Here is a 14,951-nt window from a genome sequence, read left to right on the forward strand (position 1 = left end):
TCGCTTCGGCAGGCATCAAGGCCCCTTCATGACACACTATGCGACCGTCGGCAGTATGATGAGATCGCCGAGGTCGTACAATCATAAATCTGATCAAATTCCGTGCCTATCGTCCATCAGCGGTCCGGCCAGCGGCATGCCCGGCCATGTCGGCACAAAAGCCGGGAAATGCCGCTTGCCGCCGGCGGGCGTGTCATCGGCAAGGCCGGGGCGGGGCGAATTGAGGGGCTTGACAAGGCAACCCGGCCCTTCATATTTTAATCAGACGTATGAACAATTCCAATGAGGGAGGCGCCGCGGGGTCCGTAAAGGACCAACCCGGCCCGAAAACCCCAGCAAGGGATCGGAAATGGCGAGACCCAGGATCATCATCGGGATCAGCGGTGCAAGCGGCGCCGTCTATGGCGTGCGCCTGCTCGAAGCGCTGCGCGTGCTCCAGGTCGAGACGCATCTCGTGGTCTCGCGGGCGGGCGGGCTGACTCTCGCCCATGAAATGAACATGACGGTCAGGGACCTGCGCGCGCTGGCCGATTTCACTTACGGCGCCAGCGACGTGGGCGCGGCGGTTTCCAGCGGCTCGTTCAAGACGCTGGGCATGATCGTGGCGCCGTGTTCGATGAAGACGCTCGGCGAAATCGCGCACGGCACCGGCGGCAATCTGCTGGCGCGGGCCGCCGATGTCGTCCTCAAGGAGCGGCGCCGGCTGGTCCTGATGGCCAGGGAGACGCCGCTGACCCTGGCGCACCTGAAGAACATGCAGTCGGTCACCGAAATGGGCGGGATCATCGCGCCGCCGGTGCCCGCCTTCTATGCCAAGCCCGACTCGCTGGACGCCATGGTCGACCATACGGTGACCCGCGTCCTCGACCTGTTCGGCCTCGATACCGGGCTGATCGAGCGCTGGGCGGGCATCAAACCCGGCAAGGACGACCCTGCCGTAGCGCTGTAACTTTTAGTGATACGTATCCGCCCATCCACCCGCCGCGTTCCGGCGGGCGGCGGATGTCAAGAGGTGTGAAGATGAAAGTCATCATCGTCGGCGGCGGCATTGCGGGCCTGACACTGGCCTGCGGCCTGGCGAAGGGCGGCATCCGTTCCGATGTCTACGAAGTGGCGCCCCAGATCGCGCCGCTCGGTCTCGGCGTCAACCTGCTGCCGCACTCGACCAAGGTGATGGCCGAACTGGGCGTGCTCGACGAGATGCGCCGGCGTTCGGTGGAGACCGTCGAATCGACCTTCTTCAACCGCTATGGCCAGCACATCTATTCCGAACCCGCAGGCCTCCACGCCGGCTATGACGAGCCCCAGCTCTCGATACATCGCGGCGACATCCAGGAGCCGCTGCTGCACCGCTTCGTGGCCCAGGCCGGCGCCGAATTCATGCACACCGGCCGGCGCTGCGTCGGCTATGAGGAAGACGGCGAGGGTGTCACCGTCCACTTCGCCGATACCTTGAACGGGGCGCCCCTGCCGCCGGTCCGGGCCGATGTCGTGATCGCGGCCGACGGCCTGCATTCCGTCATCCGCAAGCAGATGCATCCCGGCGAGGGCGACCCGGTCTATTCCGGCGTCAACATGTGGCGCGGCGCCGCCCTCTGGAAGCCGTTCCTCCAGGGCGGCAACATGACCCGCATCGGCTGGCTGTCGACCGGCAAGCTGGTGATCTACCCGATCCGCAACGATGTCGACGGCAACGGCAACCAGCTCATCAACTGGGTGGTCGAGATCGAGACGCCGAAGTTCAAGGAAAAGCGCGACTGGAACAAGGAAGGTTCACTGGACGACTTCTTCTGGGCCTTCAAGGATATGAAGTTCGACTGGCTGGACGTGCCCGGCCTGCTGCAGGCGACCGAGAAGATCCTGGAGTTCCCCATGGTCGACCAGGATCCGCTGCCGTTCTGGACCACGGGGCGCGTCACCCTGATGGGCGATGCCGCCCACCCCATGTACCCGCGCGGCTCGAACGGCGCCGGCCAGGCGATCCTCGATGCGGCCTGCCTCGCCAAGGCGCTGCTCGCGGCCGAGGATCCGCGGCAGGCACTCCGCGCCTACGAGGCGGAGCGCCTGGCGGCGACCTCCCGCGTGGTGCTGATGAACCGGTCGACACCGCCCGACATCATCCTCAAGGTCGTGCATGACCGCACCGGCGGCAAGCCCTTCGAGCGGATCGAGGATGTGATCAGCGCGGAAGAGCTTGCGGCGCTGTCGTCCAGCTACAAGCGGGCGGCCGGCTACGATCGCGAAAAACTGGCCGTGGCGTCGTAACCGGCGAACCGACGGCAACACGAGGAACGAGCGCATGAGCTATATCCAGGCAGACCGGCCGCTGCGCGCCGACGTACCGCACCGCGACCTTCGGGAATTCCTCGAACGGGTCGAGGCGGCCGGCGAGTTGAAGCGCGTCCAGGGTGCCCACTGGGATCTCGAGATGGGCTGTCTGGCCGAGCTGGTCTATCACTCGGGGCTGGAGCAGCCGCCGGCGATCCTGTTCGAGGATATTCCGGGCTATCCCGGCTATCGCTGCACCTCGGGCCTGACCAATTCGAGCCAGCGCCTGGCGATCACCCTGGGCTTCCCCTTGTCGAAGAAGCCGATCGACATCGTCCAGCACTATCGCAACCGGATGAAGGTGCACAAGCCGATCCCGCCGGTCGAGGTGACGGACGCCCCGGTCTACGAGAACGTCATGCGGGACGATGACGTCAACGTGCTGAAATTCCCGGTGCCGCGCCTGCACGAGCTGGATGGCGGGCGTTACATCGGCACCGACGACCTGGTGATCATGCGCGATCCCGACGGCGGCTGGATCAACATCGGCACCTATCGCGCCATGGTCCACGACGAGAAGAACCTGGGCCTGTGGGTTTCGCCGGGCAAGCAGGGCCGCCAGATCCGCGACAAGTATTTCCGCGAGGGCAAGCCCTGCCCGGTCCTGATCTCCTGCGGGCACGATCCGCTGCTGTTCCTCGCCTCGGGCAACGAGATCGCCTACGGCCTTTCGGAATACGACTATGCCGGCGGCCACCGCGGCCAGCCCTTCGAGGTGGTCAAAAGCGAGCTTTACGGCCTGCCCATGCCGGCACGCTCCGAGATCGTGATCGAGGGCGAGATGTATCCGGGCGACGTGCGCATGGAAGGCCCGTTCGGCGAATTCACCGGTTACTACGCCAGCCACCGCAGCGAGCAGCCGGTGGTGCGCGTGCGCCGGATCTATCACCGCAACGACCCGATCATGACGATCGCCTCGCCGATCCAGCCGCCGTCCGATTTCAACTTCAGCAAATGCGTGACCAAGTCGGGCATGATCTGGGACGAGATCGAGCGCGCCGGCCTGTCCGGGGTCAAGGGCGTGTGGTGCCACGAGGCGGGCTGCGCCCGCATGTTCAACATCATCTCGCTGCAGCAGAAATATCCGGGCCATGCCCGGCAGGCGCTGCACCTGGCCGCGAGCTGCCAGTCCGCCTCCTACATGGGCCGCTTCGTCGTGGTGGTGGACGACGACATCGATCCGACCAACACCTTCCACGTGCTCTGGGCGATCAGCACCCGCTGCGATCCCTCGCAGGACATCGACCTGATCAAGCGCGCCTGGTCGGGTCCGCTGGACCCGATCCTCGACATGGCGACGGGGACCAATTCCCGTGGCCTGATCGATGCCTGCCGGCCGTTCGAGCGGCTGAAGGATTTTCCGCAGGTGGCCCGCGCCAGCGACGAACTGCGCGCAAGGGTGGCCGCCAAGTTCAAGTCGGTCCTCGACAACTGAGAAAGACGCGAAGCCCAACAAATACCGGGATTTGAATTCCCCGGAGGAGGAAACATGAAAAAGTTCTTTGCAACCGCACTGATAACGGCCGTGCTCGGCCTTCTATCCCTCGGCCAGGCTTCGGCCAAGGATGTCCCCACCGTGCGCTACGGCGTCTACGATCCGGGCTTCGACTCAGGCTTCCTGCTGATGGCGCGGGAGAAGGGCTTCTGGGAAGCGCAGGGCGTCAAGGTCGAGGTGATCACCTTCAAGAGCGCCTCCCAGGCCTTCCCCGCCTTCATCGCGGGCGAAATCGACGTGGTGCAGGCCAACCCCAGCGAGGCCCTGCTGGCCTCGGCCAAGGGAGCCGACATCAAGTTCATCGGCTCGACCATGCCGGGGCTGAACTATACGATCTATTCCAAGCCCAAGTTCCAGACGCTGGCGGATCTGTCGGGCGCGACCATCGGGGTCGGCGGGCCGGCGGCGTTGCCGGCCGTCGTGGCCAAGGCCATGCTGATGGCCAAGGGGGTCGATCTTGCTAGTGTCACCTTCGCCAACTCGGGCGGCAGCCCCGATCGCTACCGCGCCGTGGTCAACGGGCTCGTCGATGCCGCCAGCTCGCCCAGCGACTACATCGGCCGCGCCGAGGCCGACAAGGTGAAGGTCCTGGCCATGGCCAAGGACGTCGTTCCCGACTATCCGCGCTATGCCCTGATCACCAGCAGCGCCTTCCTGCACACTGAGAACGGGGAAGGCGTGGTGGGCCTCATCGCCGGCCTGATCCAGGGCATGCGCTATGCCGTCGATCACCCCGACGAGGCCAATGCGCTGTCGGCCGCGACCGTCGGCGGCCTTGCCCCCGACGACCCGTCGATCCTGGCCGCCTACCGTGAATTCAAGGAGGGCGGCTATCTGGCGCTCAATGGCGAGATTCCGGTCAAGCAGATGAAGTATCTTGCCGACCTGCAGGCCAAGCTGGGCATTTCGTCCGCGCCGGTGAACGTCGATCCGCTGGTCGACGACAGCTATCGTCAGCAGGCCGTGGCCCGCGTCGGCACAGTCAAGTCGACCTACTATGGGGGTGTGGAATGACGGTATTGGATGTGGCTCCCGACAGGATCGGGAGCCCTTCTGCCGGGCCAGACAGCGGCTACGCTGTCGAGGTGGAGCACGTGAGCAAGCAGTTTTTCGCCCAGCCGGCCCGGCAGGTCCAGGCTCTCCTCGATGTCTCGTTCAAGGTCAGGAAGGGCGAGGTCATCGCCCTGACGGGCCGCAGCGGCTGCGGCAAGACCACGCTGCTGCGCATTATCATGGGCCTGGAACAGGCCTCCTCCGGCACCGTCAAGGTCGGCGGCAAGGTGGTGACGGGGTGCGGGCTCGACCGCGGCATTGTCTTCCAGCACGCGGAACTGCTGCCCTGGCGCACGGCTCTGGGCAACGTGATGTTCGGGCTTGAGTCGCGCGGGGTGGCCAAGGCCGAGCGTGTCGAGATCGCCAGGGATGCGCTGCGGCTCGTCGGCCTCGACCATGCCATGGACCGGCACCCGCACGAGCTTTCGGGCGGCATGAAGCAGCGCGTCGGCCTTGCCCGCGCCCTGGCCATCGATCCCCAGGTGCTGCTGATGGACGAGCCCTTTTCGGCGCTCGACGCCCAGACGCGCGAAGTCATGCAGCAGGAACTGCTCGATATTCAGGCGCGCACCGGCAAGACCATCATCATTGTCAGCCACGACCTCGACGAATCGGTGCTGCTGGCCGACCGGATCATCGCCATGCTGCCCAATCCGGGCCGCATGCAGAGCATCCTGGAAACGGGCATGGACCGCGCCCTGTCGCTCGACGAATTGCGCGGCTCCAGCCAGCTTGTCGAGCGCCGCCAGGAACTGTGGAAGCTGATCCACACCAAGGAAAGCGGAGAGGCGCACCGATGACCATGATCCTCAGCAATCGGGCAACCGCCCAAACCAAGGTGGCCGCTGTGATCAAGAAGCCTCGGGGCAAGACCTGGCGCGATTATTCGGTGACCGTCGGGACCATCGTGGTGCTGTTGGTGCTGTGGGAGATCGTCGCCCGCCAGACCAATCCCATTCTCCTCGCCCCGCCGACCAAGGTCGTGGCGGCGCTGATCACGATGATCGGCGACGGTACGATCGGCAAGGCGCTGCTGGCTTCCGCCAAGCCTTTCGCCACCGGCTTCGTCGCCGCCGTCGTCGTCGGCGTGCCGCTGGGCCTGCTCATCGGCCGCTTCCGCTATGTCGAGGCGGCGCTGGGCTGGTTCATTATCGTCGGCTATGCCATGCCGATGATCGCGCTGGTGCCGGTCTTCATGCTCTGGTTCGGCCTGGGCTTCGTGGTCAAGGCGGTGATGGTCGCGACCATGACGGTCTTCGCCATCGTGATCAACACCTGGAACGGCGTGCAGAACGTACCGCGCAGCCTGATCGAGGTCGGCACCGCCTTCAATGCCTCGCCCGCCCGCATCCTCAACCAGATCATCCTGCCCTCGGTCATCCCCTCGATCATGACCGGCCTGCGCATCGGCATCGGCAAGGCCGTCATCGGCATCGTCATCGCCGAATTCTTCACGGCGCTCACGGGCCTGGGCGGCGTCATCGTCGAAGCCGGCGGCACCTTCCAGCCGGACCGCATGTTCGCCGCCGTGCTGGTGCTCTCGGTCATCGCGACGGGGCTGACCTGGCTGGTCGGGCGGCTGGAGCGCCGGATTGCGCCGTGGAACCATGCAACGACAGGGAATGCCTGACTTGACGCGCCTTCTGGTTGACGGCGAGCACTTGAAGCGATGCCCGCCTCATCGGTCTTTCCGGCTGCAGATCAGCAAACTGCCTTGACCCTCTTCAACCAGGATCCGGTGCCACCGAGCGCCTGATGTCGGGCTCTCTCCGATCTGCCTGGCCCCGGCACAGCGATGTGTCGGGGCCTTCCTCGATCGCACCACAGGGCTCTTTGTGGTCCGCGCCCAGGAATTGGTGTGCCTTCCAGTGGGAATTGCCGGGCACCATAAGTGATCCGTGCATTCTTCGCATTCTCCCCTGAATGTCCACTTTCAGCACACTGAGAGCCTGACTCAAAAGCCTACTATCGCGCGAGCCTTCTGATGGCGAGTTGGATCGAGGCGAGGGTGACGAAGGCATGCAGGGTGTCGGCGAGGTTTTCCCAGTCCTTGGCGAGGCGCCGGTTGCGGCCGAACCAGGAGAAGGTCCGCTCCACCACCCAGCGCCTGGGCAGCACGACAAAGCCCTTCATGTCATCGGTGCGCTTGACGATCTCGATGCGCAGACCCGGAGATTTCGCTACGGCGGCGTCAACCTGGCGGGCATTGTAGCCGCCATCGGCCCAGACTAGCTGGAGCCAGGGAAAGCGCGCTTTGATCCGCTCCAGAACGAGCGCGGCACCATCCCGGTCCTGGATGCCTGCCGAGTGGACGACGACGCGCATGGGCAGGCCCAGCGTGTCGACCAGGGCGTGGATCTTGCGCCATTTCACCTTCTTGCCGGCATCGTAACCCACTGCGTTGTCTTGACCGCCCCCTTTTCCGCCGCCTTGAGCGACTGGCTGTCCAGCACCACCGCCGTCGGGCTCGCCTCATGGCCGAGGTGCTCGCGCAAGGCCATGTGCAACTCGGCCCAGATCGCGTCCCAGACACCTTCGCGCTGGAACTTGCGGAAGATGTTGTAGACCGTCGAACGCGGCGGGAAGTCCTTCCGCGGCAGGTAGCGCCAGGGGCAACTGGTCCGCAGCAGGTAAAAGATGGCGTTCATCGCCGCGCGCATGTCGGTCTTGCGGGGCCGACCACCTGGTTTCGCCGCCGGGATCAGGGGCGACAGACGATCCCATTCCTGATCCGTCAGATCGTTTGGAAACTGGCCGTCCCCGCGCCGATAGATTGCCCGATGCTCATCCGTCCACGCCACAAATCACCTCCGTCAAGATGACGGACTCGGTGAATCACACAACCAAACCGCGCGCAATATACTCTTGGGTCAGGCTCTCACCGGCATAGCCAAGTTCAGCCCGATCGAAGGATAGGTCGATGTCTTCGGAAAATCGACGGATGGCACCGAAGGCCTTCGACAAAGACGTGCCACCTTTGAAGACCAGGGTAGGCATGCCCTCCTGCCGCAGGCTGAACAGGCGCTTCAACGTCCAGCAAACCCAGAAATCCTTTTCGACGATGGCGTCTGCGACACCACGCGCCGCGCCGGTCTGCCCGGATAAGGCTTCTCGATCGGCGCGGCTCGAGACAGCGACCTTATCCATTGACGTCGCCTAAAGCCGCTTGCCCGATCGAGATGAGCGTCATCCGCATCCAGGCCGGCGCTTGCGCAGCGCTGGCGCGAAGGACTTTCTTGTCTGCCGGCGACAGGGTGCGGGAAGCTACTTGGACAATGTCGGCCGCCCGGACCGGACCAAGGTGCCGCAAAGCCTGAACAACTGTGCCCGCGGCGCTGCCCGGCGCGATCAGATGCTTTGGCGAGGCATGGCGCAAATCAACGACCCGCTTGCCCAGCACAACTCGCCGCGGGGGGCCATCGGTCAAGTAGCTGCTCTGTGCCGGAACCTGGGTGGAGAGGCCAAGCGCATTGGCCGCCCGCGCGCCGGTGATCTGCACTACAGAACCGGTCTCCCGGGCCAGGGCCCGCGCCACGTCATCCGGGCTTGGCGCCAGGCCACCGAGCTTGGGGTGGGTCTTTGGAAAGTCATAGAGGCCCCGGGCCAACCGGCGCAGCTTGCCGCCCCTGACCAGGCGCGACAAGGCCTGGTCGATGGCGGCCCGACTGCCAGCGTCGACGAAGTCAGCGGGCGTGAAGACGCTGCCGCGCCTGCTGGCACGGGCACGCTTCATGATTTGGTCGGAAACGGACAGCGCAGGAGTCTTCATGTGTCAGAAATTAAGCTATATTTTTCTGACACACAAGAGAGCCTTGCTCGGCCTTTTCTGACGTCACGCTACGCGGCCCCCGACTGGTCAGCCGTGCCGCCCTCGGGCCGATCTCGGTGCCTGTCCAAGGCTTGGGCGATTATCGATGAGATAGCATCCGATGCCCGGCGGAGAGGGGCCGCGTCCAGGTGAGTGTAGCGCTGGGTGGTTTCGACGTCTGCGTGCCCGAGCAACTTACCGATGATTGGCAAGCCCAGGCCCGAGCCTGCGCCGATGCTCGCAAATGAGTGTCGCAAATCGTGGATGCGGACATCGGCCAAGCCCGCGTGCTGTGATACCAGTGCCCAGGGCCGTTTCAGGTCCGGCTTGGGCTTGTCCGGATCGTCTCCAGCGATGACGAATGTTCCCGACCGCGGCAGCTCTTTAAGAAGTGCGATGGCAGGGCCGCCAAGCGCAATCGTCTTCTTCCCGGTCTTGGAGTCGGGAAGCAGCAGGAGGCCACGCTCCAGATCAACGTGCCGCCACTGCAGGTTCAGGATTTCTCGCAACCTAGCACCAGTGAAGATCAAGAGCCTCAGCGCGGCGGCGCTGTGCTGCGAAATGATCGTTCGTCGGTTCTCGGGGAGCTTGGGCGTGTGTTCGGCTTTCGGCTTGGACCAGTCGGTGGGTTTCCACTCGATGCCAATGGTTTCGGCTTCTCGTATCGAGGCGCCAAGACGCGCGAACTCCCCCGTGGTCAGATAGCGCTCCTTGCCCTGTTCGGGAAAGAGCTCGATCTTCCGTGCCGGGTTGAAACCCGGTGGCACCTCTGCCTCGTCCTCGAGCCACACGAAGAACCGGCCCAGCACGGCAACGAGCCGGTTCGCTGTGGCGGGATGGTCCTTCCCGACTTTCCGGTGCATTTCGGCGATATCGGCTTTCGTGACATCTCGCGGCCGCTTCGAGCCTAGGTGAGGGCGGATGTGGCACCGCCAGTAAATTGCATAGAGGTCTTTGGTCGATTGCTTGCGCGATGCTCCCGCCTCTTCCTCGTATCTACGGGGCAGTTTCTCAAGCGTTGCTGACTGCCGAGCCTCGGCTTTCTCTGCTCCTGGATCTTCGCCAAGGCGGGCCGCTGCCAAAATATCCTTGGCTGCCTTTCGAGCCTGGTCAGGCGTGAGGACGCCTGCCGACCCTATGGCGACGCGACGCTTAGTTGTGCCTCGACCGCCCACGCCGGGCCGATATTCCACGATCCAGGTCTTTTGCCCGGAGGGCATCACGCGCAGGCCAAATCCCTTTAGTTCGTCATCGTAATAGAACGTCGCCTTGGTAACGGCCGGCAGGTTGCTGAGGGCCTTTCGGCCAAGCTTGAGTATCGGCATGAGGCTTTTCTCATCAGGCTCGTGTAGCCACCGTGTAGCCACCGTGGTCGTGAAACACTAAGTAAGCTCATGATGTGTCGGGACCTGACAAAAGTCAAATTAGTCAAGTATGGCAGGCACATAGGGACAAATAAGGACATACAGAGTAAAACGGTAAATATAGAAAAATCAAATTCGGGAGCTAGGGGCCGGAGGTTCGAATCCTCTCACTCCGACCAACTTTGATCCTTCGGGATCAATGCGATAGGCCGCCGCAAGGCGGCCTTTTGCTTTTGGGGGCCGCCCGAAGCAGACCCCTATTCCAGGGTCCGCAGGGCCAGCATGGCGGCAGCGGTGCGGTTTTCGACACCCAGCTTGTCGTAGATCGTCTCCAGGTGCTTGTTCACGGTGCGCGGGCTCAGCCCCAGGATCTCGGCGATGTCGCGGTTCGACTTGCCGCGGCCGAGCCAGGTCAGCACCTCGGCCTCGCGGGCAGTGAGCCCCAGGCGGTCGCGCAGCAACTGCTCGGGTGCCGGCTGGTTCAACTCGGCCAGTTGCAACAGCAATTCGTCGGGGCCGGTGCGGCCGACAAAGCCGAATTGCAGCCGCCGCCCGTCCACCCCCGGCGCCGGGGTGAATTGCGCCGGCACATTGGCGCCGCCCGCCAGTGCCGCCAGCCACTGCGCGGTCTCGCCGATCAACTGGCCGGGATAATCGGCCTGCGTGCTGGTGAGCAGGCGATTGGCCTGGGGCGTCGACCACAGGATGTGACCTTCCGGGTCGACCCCCAGCAGATAGCGGCCAGTGGCATCGAGCGCGGCCCGTGCGCTTTGGGTCAGGCGGGCATTGGCCAGGTGCACCCGGATGCGGGCCACCAGCTCGTCGGGCGAGATTGGCTTGGTGACATAGTCGACGCCGCCCGCGGCAAAGCCGTGGACGATGTGCTCGGTCTCGCTCAGGCCGGTCATGAAGATGACGGGGACATGGGCGATCGATTTCACCTGTTTCAGGCGCTTGCAGGTCTCGAAGCCGTCCATGCCCGGCATCATGGCGTCGAGCAGGATCACGTCGGGGGTGATCTTCTCGACCAGGCTCAAGGCGGCATGGCCGGCGACGGCGACCAGCACGGTGAGGCCCGCCTCCTCGATCGCGTCGGTGAGCATGCCGAGCGTTCCAGGCGAGTCGTCGACGACGAGGACGATGTCACGCGCCTTCATGGTCTCGGTCGGCCGGTAGGCGACGCAGGATGTCCATGTATTCATCGAGCGCGAATCCTTTCACCATGGACCGCATGGCGGTCGTGAAGGCCTGGGCCTGGGGATATTGCTGGTCGATCTCGTCGAGCTTGGCCTGGATGCCGCGCACGTAACCGATCTCGCCCAGCTTCAGCAGTTCGTTCAGGTGCCGCTCGGACGGGAGCTGGCTGCCCAGGAAGCGGGCACGGACGGCCGCCGCTTCGGCCGCTTCCGCTGCCACCGGGTTCTCGTGGGTCCAAGTCAGGTTCAGCAGGCGGCCGATCGAATCGAACAGGCGGCGCAGATGCACGGGCTTGACCAGGAAATCGTCATGCACATCCATCTCGCCGCCGCCCGGCCGGTATTCGTTGGCATTGGCCGAGATCATGATGATGCGGGGGCCGGCGCCGGCCGTCTCGCGCAGGCGCCGCGCCACGTCCCAGCCGTTCATGTCGGGCATGGAAATGTCGAGCAGGACGATATCCGGCCTGGCGATGGCGGCCAGTTCCAGGCAACTGGCGCCGTCCGGCGCGCCGAACACGGTAAAGCCGACGGGCGAGAGGAAATCCTGGATCAGGTCGCGGTGGTCGATCTCGTCGTCGGCCACCAGCACCGTGCGCGGCCGCCCGAGATAGCCGTAGATCGAGGGATCCTTGTCGGTGGCGGCCTCCGCCGGCCGGCCGGACTCCGACAGCAGCAGGCGGACGCGGAAGCGGCTGCCCTTGCCGAAGCTGCTGGTCACGGCGATCTCGCCGCCCATGATCTCGGTCAGCAGCTTGGTGATGGTCAGGCCTAGGCCGGTGCCGAGGGCCGCATAGACATTGGGCTGACGCCCGCGCTCGAAGGGGTCGAAGATACGCCCCAGGTCGTCGGCATGAATGCCGATGCCGGTATCCTCGACCTCGAATTCCGCCATCGGGTTGCGGTAGCGGACGCGCAGGGCGACGTGGCCCTCCCTGGTGAACTTGATGGCGTTGGACAGCAGGTTGATCAGGATCTGGCGCAGGCGCTTCTCGTCGGTGAAGGCGACCTTGGGCAGGCTGTCGGCCCGCTCGAAGATGAACTCCACACCCTTGCCCGCAGCTTGCAGGCGGAACATGCCGACGATCTGCTCCAGGAACTCGTCGAGGTGCACCTCGTCCCGGTGCAGGTGCAGGCGCCCGGCCTCGATCTTGGAAATGTCGAGCAGACCTTCGATCAGGCCGGTCAGGTGCTCGGCGCTGCGCCGGATCACCTTCACCGCGTCCTGGCGGTGGGGCGGCATGGCCGGGTCGCGGTCCAGCAATTGCGCATAGCCGAAGATGGCGTTGAGCGGTGTGCGCAACTCGTGGCTGATACCCACGACATAGCGGGTCTTGGCCAGGTTTGCCGCCTCGGCCGCTTCCTTGGCCTTCTGCAGCTTGGCGTCGGTAACCTTGTGCGCCTCGATTTCCTGCATCAGCAAGGTGTTCTGGCGCGCCGATTCCTCCTCGGCCACGCGCCGGCTTTCCTGGGCCAGGACGAACAGCCAGGCGGCGACCCCGGTGATGATGAACAGAATGAAAAAGATCGACCACAGGGTGCTGGCCAGGGCCGCGTTGTGGCCGCCGCCGTTGATCGCACTTTGAAAATAGACCAGCCACAGGGTGAGGCCGATCACCCCGGCGGTGAGGGCATGGACGCCGATATAGTGGCCCAGGCGGGAATTGAGGCGATCGACCAGGCGCCCGGGCAGGACGGCCGCCAGCAGGGACAGGATCTGGTCGGGGAAGCGGGCCTTGTCCTTGCAATCGTCGTTGCAGCGCGCGTCGAGCGAACAGCACAGGGAACAGATGGCGCCCTCGTAGGCGGGGCAGAAGGCCATGTCCTCCGGCTCGAATTCATGTTCGCAGATACAGCAGGCGATGATCTTGCGGTTGTGCCAGTTCTGGCGCGGCGTGCGGGCGATGTAGTAGCGGCCCTTGGTGGCGACGGCGATCAGCGGCGCCGTGGTGAAGGCGACGCCCAGCGCGACAAAGGGGGCCAGCGCCTGCAAGGTGGCGCCGAAGACGCCGAACAGGCAGATCGAGGCGACGCCGGTCGCAAACAGCATCGAGCCGACGCCGACCGGGTTGATGTCATAGAGATGGGCGCGCTTGAATTCGATATGCCTGGGGCTGAGACCCAGGGGCTTGTTGACCACAAGGTCCGAGACGATGGCGCCGACCCAGGCGATGGCGATCACCGAATAGAGGCCGAGAATTTCCTCCAGTGCCTGGTAGACTCCCAGTTCCATCAGCATCAGCGCGATGGCGACGTTGAACACCAGCCAGACCACGCGGCCGGGGTGGCTGTGGGTCAGGCGCGAGAAGAAGTTCGACCAGGCGATGGAGCCGGCATAGGCGTTGGTCACGTTGATCTTGAACTGCGACAGCACCACGAAGGCGCCGGCGACGCCCAGCGCCACCGCGGGGTCGTGGAACATGGTGCCAAAGGCAACCAGGTACATCTCGGTCGGCTCGGATGCCTTGTCCAGCGGCACGCCCTGGGCCAGGCACAGCACCGCGAGGAACGAGCCCGCCAGCATCTTCAGCAGGCCCAGCACGATCCACCCCGGCCCGGCGGCCAGCAGCCCGGCCCACCAGCCGAGCCTGCCCTTGCCGCGCCGTCCCTCGGCCGGCAGGAAGCGCAGGAAGTCGACCTGCTCGCCGATCTGGGCAACCAGGGAGAACACCACGGAAGCGGCGAGGCCGAAGGCGATGAGGTCCAAGCCCCCGTCCGTCGGGCCGTGGCGCCCGGTGTGGCCTTGCCACGCGGTGAAGACGTCGCTGCCCGAATAGGCCAGGAACACGAAGGGCATCAGGTGCAGCACGATCCAGAACGGCTGGGTCCACATCTGGAAGCGGCTGATCAGGGTGATGCCGTGGGTTACTACCGGAATCACCGCCAGCGAACAGACGATATAGCCGACCGAGGTGGGCAGCCCGAACATCATCTCCAGGGCCGAGGCCATGATGGCGGCCTCGATCGCGAAGAAGATGAAGGTGAAGGAGGCATAGATCAGCGAGGTGAGGGTGGAGCCGATATAGCCGAACCCTGCGCCTCTTGTGAGCAGGTCGATGTCGACGCCGTAGCGGGCGGCATAATAGGTGATGGGGATGCCGGTCAGGCCGATCAGCAGGCCCACCACCAGGATCGCCGTGGTCGCATTGGTGAAGCCGTAGGACAGGGTGATCGCCCCGCCGATCGCCTCCAGCGCCAGGAAGGAGATGGCGCCCAGGGCGGTGTTGGCGACGCGGAAGGACGACCAGCGCCGTGCCCCCTTCGCGGTGAAGCGCAACGCATAGTCTTCCAGTGTCTGGTTCGCCACCCATTGGTTGTACTGGCGGCGCACCCGGACGATGCGCTGACGTGCCGACATCCCTAGCCCTAACAGATACGCAGACAACAGACTCCCTCTTAAGCCCTCTCCGCCCTTTGGGGGGAGAGGGTTGGGAGAGGTGGGTCGGTGGCATAGAGCTCGTCCTTCCCAACCACCACCTCACCCTCCCCGCCGCAATCGCGTCGGGTCCCCTCCCTCTCCCCCGCAAGCGGCGGAGAGGGCGATCGAGCGAACCATCATTGCGGCGCCTACCTTGCATCGCAACATCGTTCGGCGCCTACGCGCTTTTGCCGCGCCGACTACGCAACAGTGATGCGTCATTACGGCGCCGCCTATACGTAGATCGACGTATGTTGCGGCGCACAATGGGCCGCGACCATGACCCCAG

Annotated in this window: 12 protein-coding genes; 6 read left to right on the forward strand and 6 right to left on the reverse strand. The window is 64.7% G+C overall.

Features of this window, described 5'->3' with window-relative positions; translation table 11 throughout:
• The first annotated feature begins 349 nt into the window (after positions 1 to 349).
• The 6 genes from D3874_RS04395 to D3874_RS04420 all read left to right on the forward strand — a co-directional run bounded on the left by D3874_RS04395 (position 350) and on the right by D3874_RS04420 (position 6,506).
• Entirely contained in the window at positions 350 to 949 is a 600-nt protein-coding gene (locus D3874_RS04395; RefSeq protein ID WP_119776998.1) for a UbiX family flavin prenyltransferase, read from the forward strand.
• Between the two features lie 71 nt (positions 950 to 1,020).
• Positions 1,021 to 2,265 (forward strand): flavin-dependent oxidoreductase, encoded by a 1,245-nt coding sequence (locus D3874_RS04400; RefSeq protein WP_119782117.1) that lies wholly within the window; start codon positions 1,021 to 1,023, stop codon positions 2,263 to 2,265.
• Positions 2,266 to 2,299: 34 nt separating this feature from the next.
• Positions 2,300 to 3,763, forward strand: coding sequence for a UbiD family decarboxylase (locus D3874_RS04405; RefSeq protein WP_119776999.1), 1,464 nt, complete (start codon positions 2,300 to 2,302; stop codon positions 3,761 to 3,763).
• 54 nt (positions 3,764 to 3,817) lie between these two features.
• Positions 3,818 to 4,837, forward strand: coding sequence for an ABC transporter substrate-binding protein (locus D3874_RS04410; RefSeq protein ID WP_119777000.1), 1,020 nt, complete (start codon positions 3,818 to 3,820; stop codon positions 4,835 to 4,837).
• 80 nt (positions 4,838 to 4,917) lie between these two features.
• Positions 4,918 to 5,676, forward strand: a complete 759-nt coding sequence (locus D3874_RS04415) for an ABC transporter ATP-binding protein (protein WP_199698936.1) — start codon at positions 4,918 to 4,920, stop codon at positions 5,674 to 5,676.
• Positions 5,673 to 6,506 carry an ABC transporter permease gene (locus D3874_RS04420; RefSeq protein ID WP_119777002.1) on the forward strand — a complete coding sequence of 278 codons (834 nt, stop codon included), beginning with the start codon at positions 5,673 to 5,675 and terminating at the stop codon, positions 6,504 to 6,506. The genes D3874_RS04415 and D3874_RS04420 overlap by 4 nt, the downstream gene beginning before the upstream one ends.
• 335 nt (positions 6,507 to 6,841) lie before the next feature.
• On the opposite strand, the gene D3874_RS04425 is transcribed toward D3874_RS04420, so the two are convergent.
• From D3874_RS04425 to D3874_RS04450, 6 genes are all read right to left on the reverse strand, one after another.
• Positions 6,842 to 7,677, reverse strand: a protein-coding gene (locus D3874_RS04425; protein ID WP_408899958.1) for an IS5 family transposase whose coding sequence is annotated in 2 segments (ribosomal slippage) — positions 6,842 to 7,294 and positions 7,297 to 7,677 — 834 coding nt in all. Because the reading frame shifts where the segments join, the coding sequence is not laid out codon by codon here.
• 34 nt (positions 7,678 to 7,711) lie between these two features.
• Positions 7,712 to 8,023 (reverse strand): nucleotidyl transferase AbiEii/AbiGii toxin family protein, encoded by a 312-nt coding sequence (locus D3874_RS04430; protein ID WP_119777003.1) that lies wholly within the window; start codon positions 8,021 to 8,023, stop codon positions 7,712 to 7,714.
• Positions 8,016 to 8,645 carry a DUF6088 family protein gene (locus tag D3874_RS04435; RefSeq protein WP_199698937.1) on the reverse strand — a complete coding sequence of 210 codons (630 nt, stop codon included), beginning with the start codon at positions 8,643 to 8,645 and terminating at the stop codon, positions 8,016 to 8,018. The genes D3874_RS04430 and D3874_RS04435 overlap by 8 nt, the downstream gene beginning before the upstream one ends.
• A gap of 68 nt (positions 8,646 to 8,713) precedes the next feature.
• The gene (locus D3874_RS04440; RefSeq protein ID WP_119782121.1) at positions 8,714 to 10,009 is read right to left on the reverse strand and encodes a site-specific integrase; all 1,296 of its coding nucleotides are present in this window, start codon (positions 10,007 to 10,009) and stop codon (positions 8,714 to 8,716) included.
• Positions 10,010 to 10,305: 296 nt separating this feature from the next.
• Positions 10,306 to 11,250: a response regulator transcription factor gene (locus D3874_RS04445; protein WP_233559836.1), complete on the reverse strand. Its 945-nt coding sequence runs from the start codon at positions 11,248 to 11,250 to the stop codon at positions 10,306 to 10,308.
• The gene (locus D3874_RS04450) at positions 11,192 to 14,602 is read right to left on the reverse strand and encodes a hybrid sensor histidine kinase/response regulator (RefSeq protein ID WP_119777005.1); all 3,411 of its coding nucleotides are present in this window, start codon (positions 14,600 to 14,602) and stop codon (positions 11,192 to 11,194) included. The genes D3874_RS04445 and D3874_RS04450 overlap by 59 nt, the downstream gene beginning before the upstream one ends.
• Positions 14,603 to 14,951: the final 349 nt, after the last annotated feature.

Source organism: Oleomonas cavernae (assembly GCF_003590945.1).
Taxonomy (GTDB): domain Bacteria; phylum Pseudomonadota; class Alphaproteobacteria; order Zavarziniales; family Zavarziniaceae; genus Zavarzinia; species Zavarzinia cavernae.

What these genes read in the sequence shown, in the direction of transcription:
- D3874_RS04435 (WP_199698937.1), bottom strand. Translation starts at nt 8,645, where the DNA reads ATGAAGACTCCTGCGCTGTCCGTTTCCGACCAAATCATGAAGCGTGCC.
- D3874_RS04400 (WP_119782117.1), top strand. Translation starts at nt 1,021, where the DNA reads ATGAAAGTCATCATCGTCGGCGGCGGCATTGCGGGCCTGACACTGGCC.
- D3874_RS04440 (WP_119782121.1), bottom strand. Translation starts at nt 10,009, where the DNA reads ATGCCGATACTCAAGCTTGGCCGAAAGGCCCTCAGCAACCTGCCGGCC.
- D3874_RS04405 (WP_119776999.1), top strand. Translation starts at nt 2,300, where the DNA reads ATGAGCTATATCCAGGCAGACCGGCCGCTGCGCGCCGACGTACCGCAC.
- D3874_RS04410 (WP_119777000.1), top strand. Translation starts at nt 3,818, where the DNA reads ATGAAAAAGTTCTTTGCAACCGCACTGATAACGGCCGTGCTCGGCCTT.
- D3874_RS04445 (WP_233559836.1), bottom strand. Translation starts at nt 11,250, where the DNA reads ATGAATACATGGACATCCTGCGTCGCCTACCGGCCGACCGAGACCATG.
- D3874_RS04430 (WP_119777003.1), bottom strand. Translation starts at nt 8,023, where the DNA reads ATGGATAAGGTCGCTGTCTCGAGCCGCGCCGATCGAGAAGCCTTATCC.
- D3874_RS04420 (WP_119777002.1), top strand. Translation starts at nt 5,673, where the DNA reads ATGACCATGATCCTCAGCAATCGGGCAACCGCCCAAACCAAGGTGGCC.
- D3874_RS04395 (WP_119776998.1), top strand. Translation starts at nt 350, where the DNA reads ATGGCGAGACCCAGGATCATCATCGGGATCAGCGGTGCAAGCGGCGCC.
- D3874_RS04450 (WP_119777005.1), bottom strand. Translation starts at nt 14,602, where the DNA reads ATGTCGGCACGTCAGCGCATCGTCCGGGTGCGCCGCCAGTACAACCAA.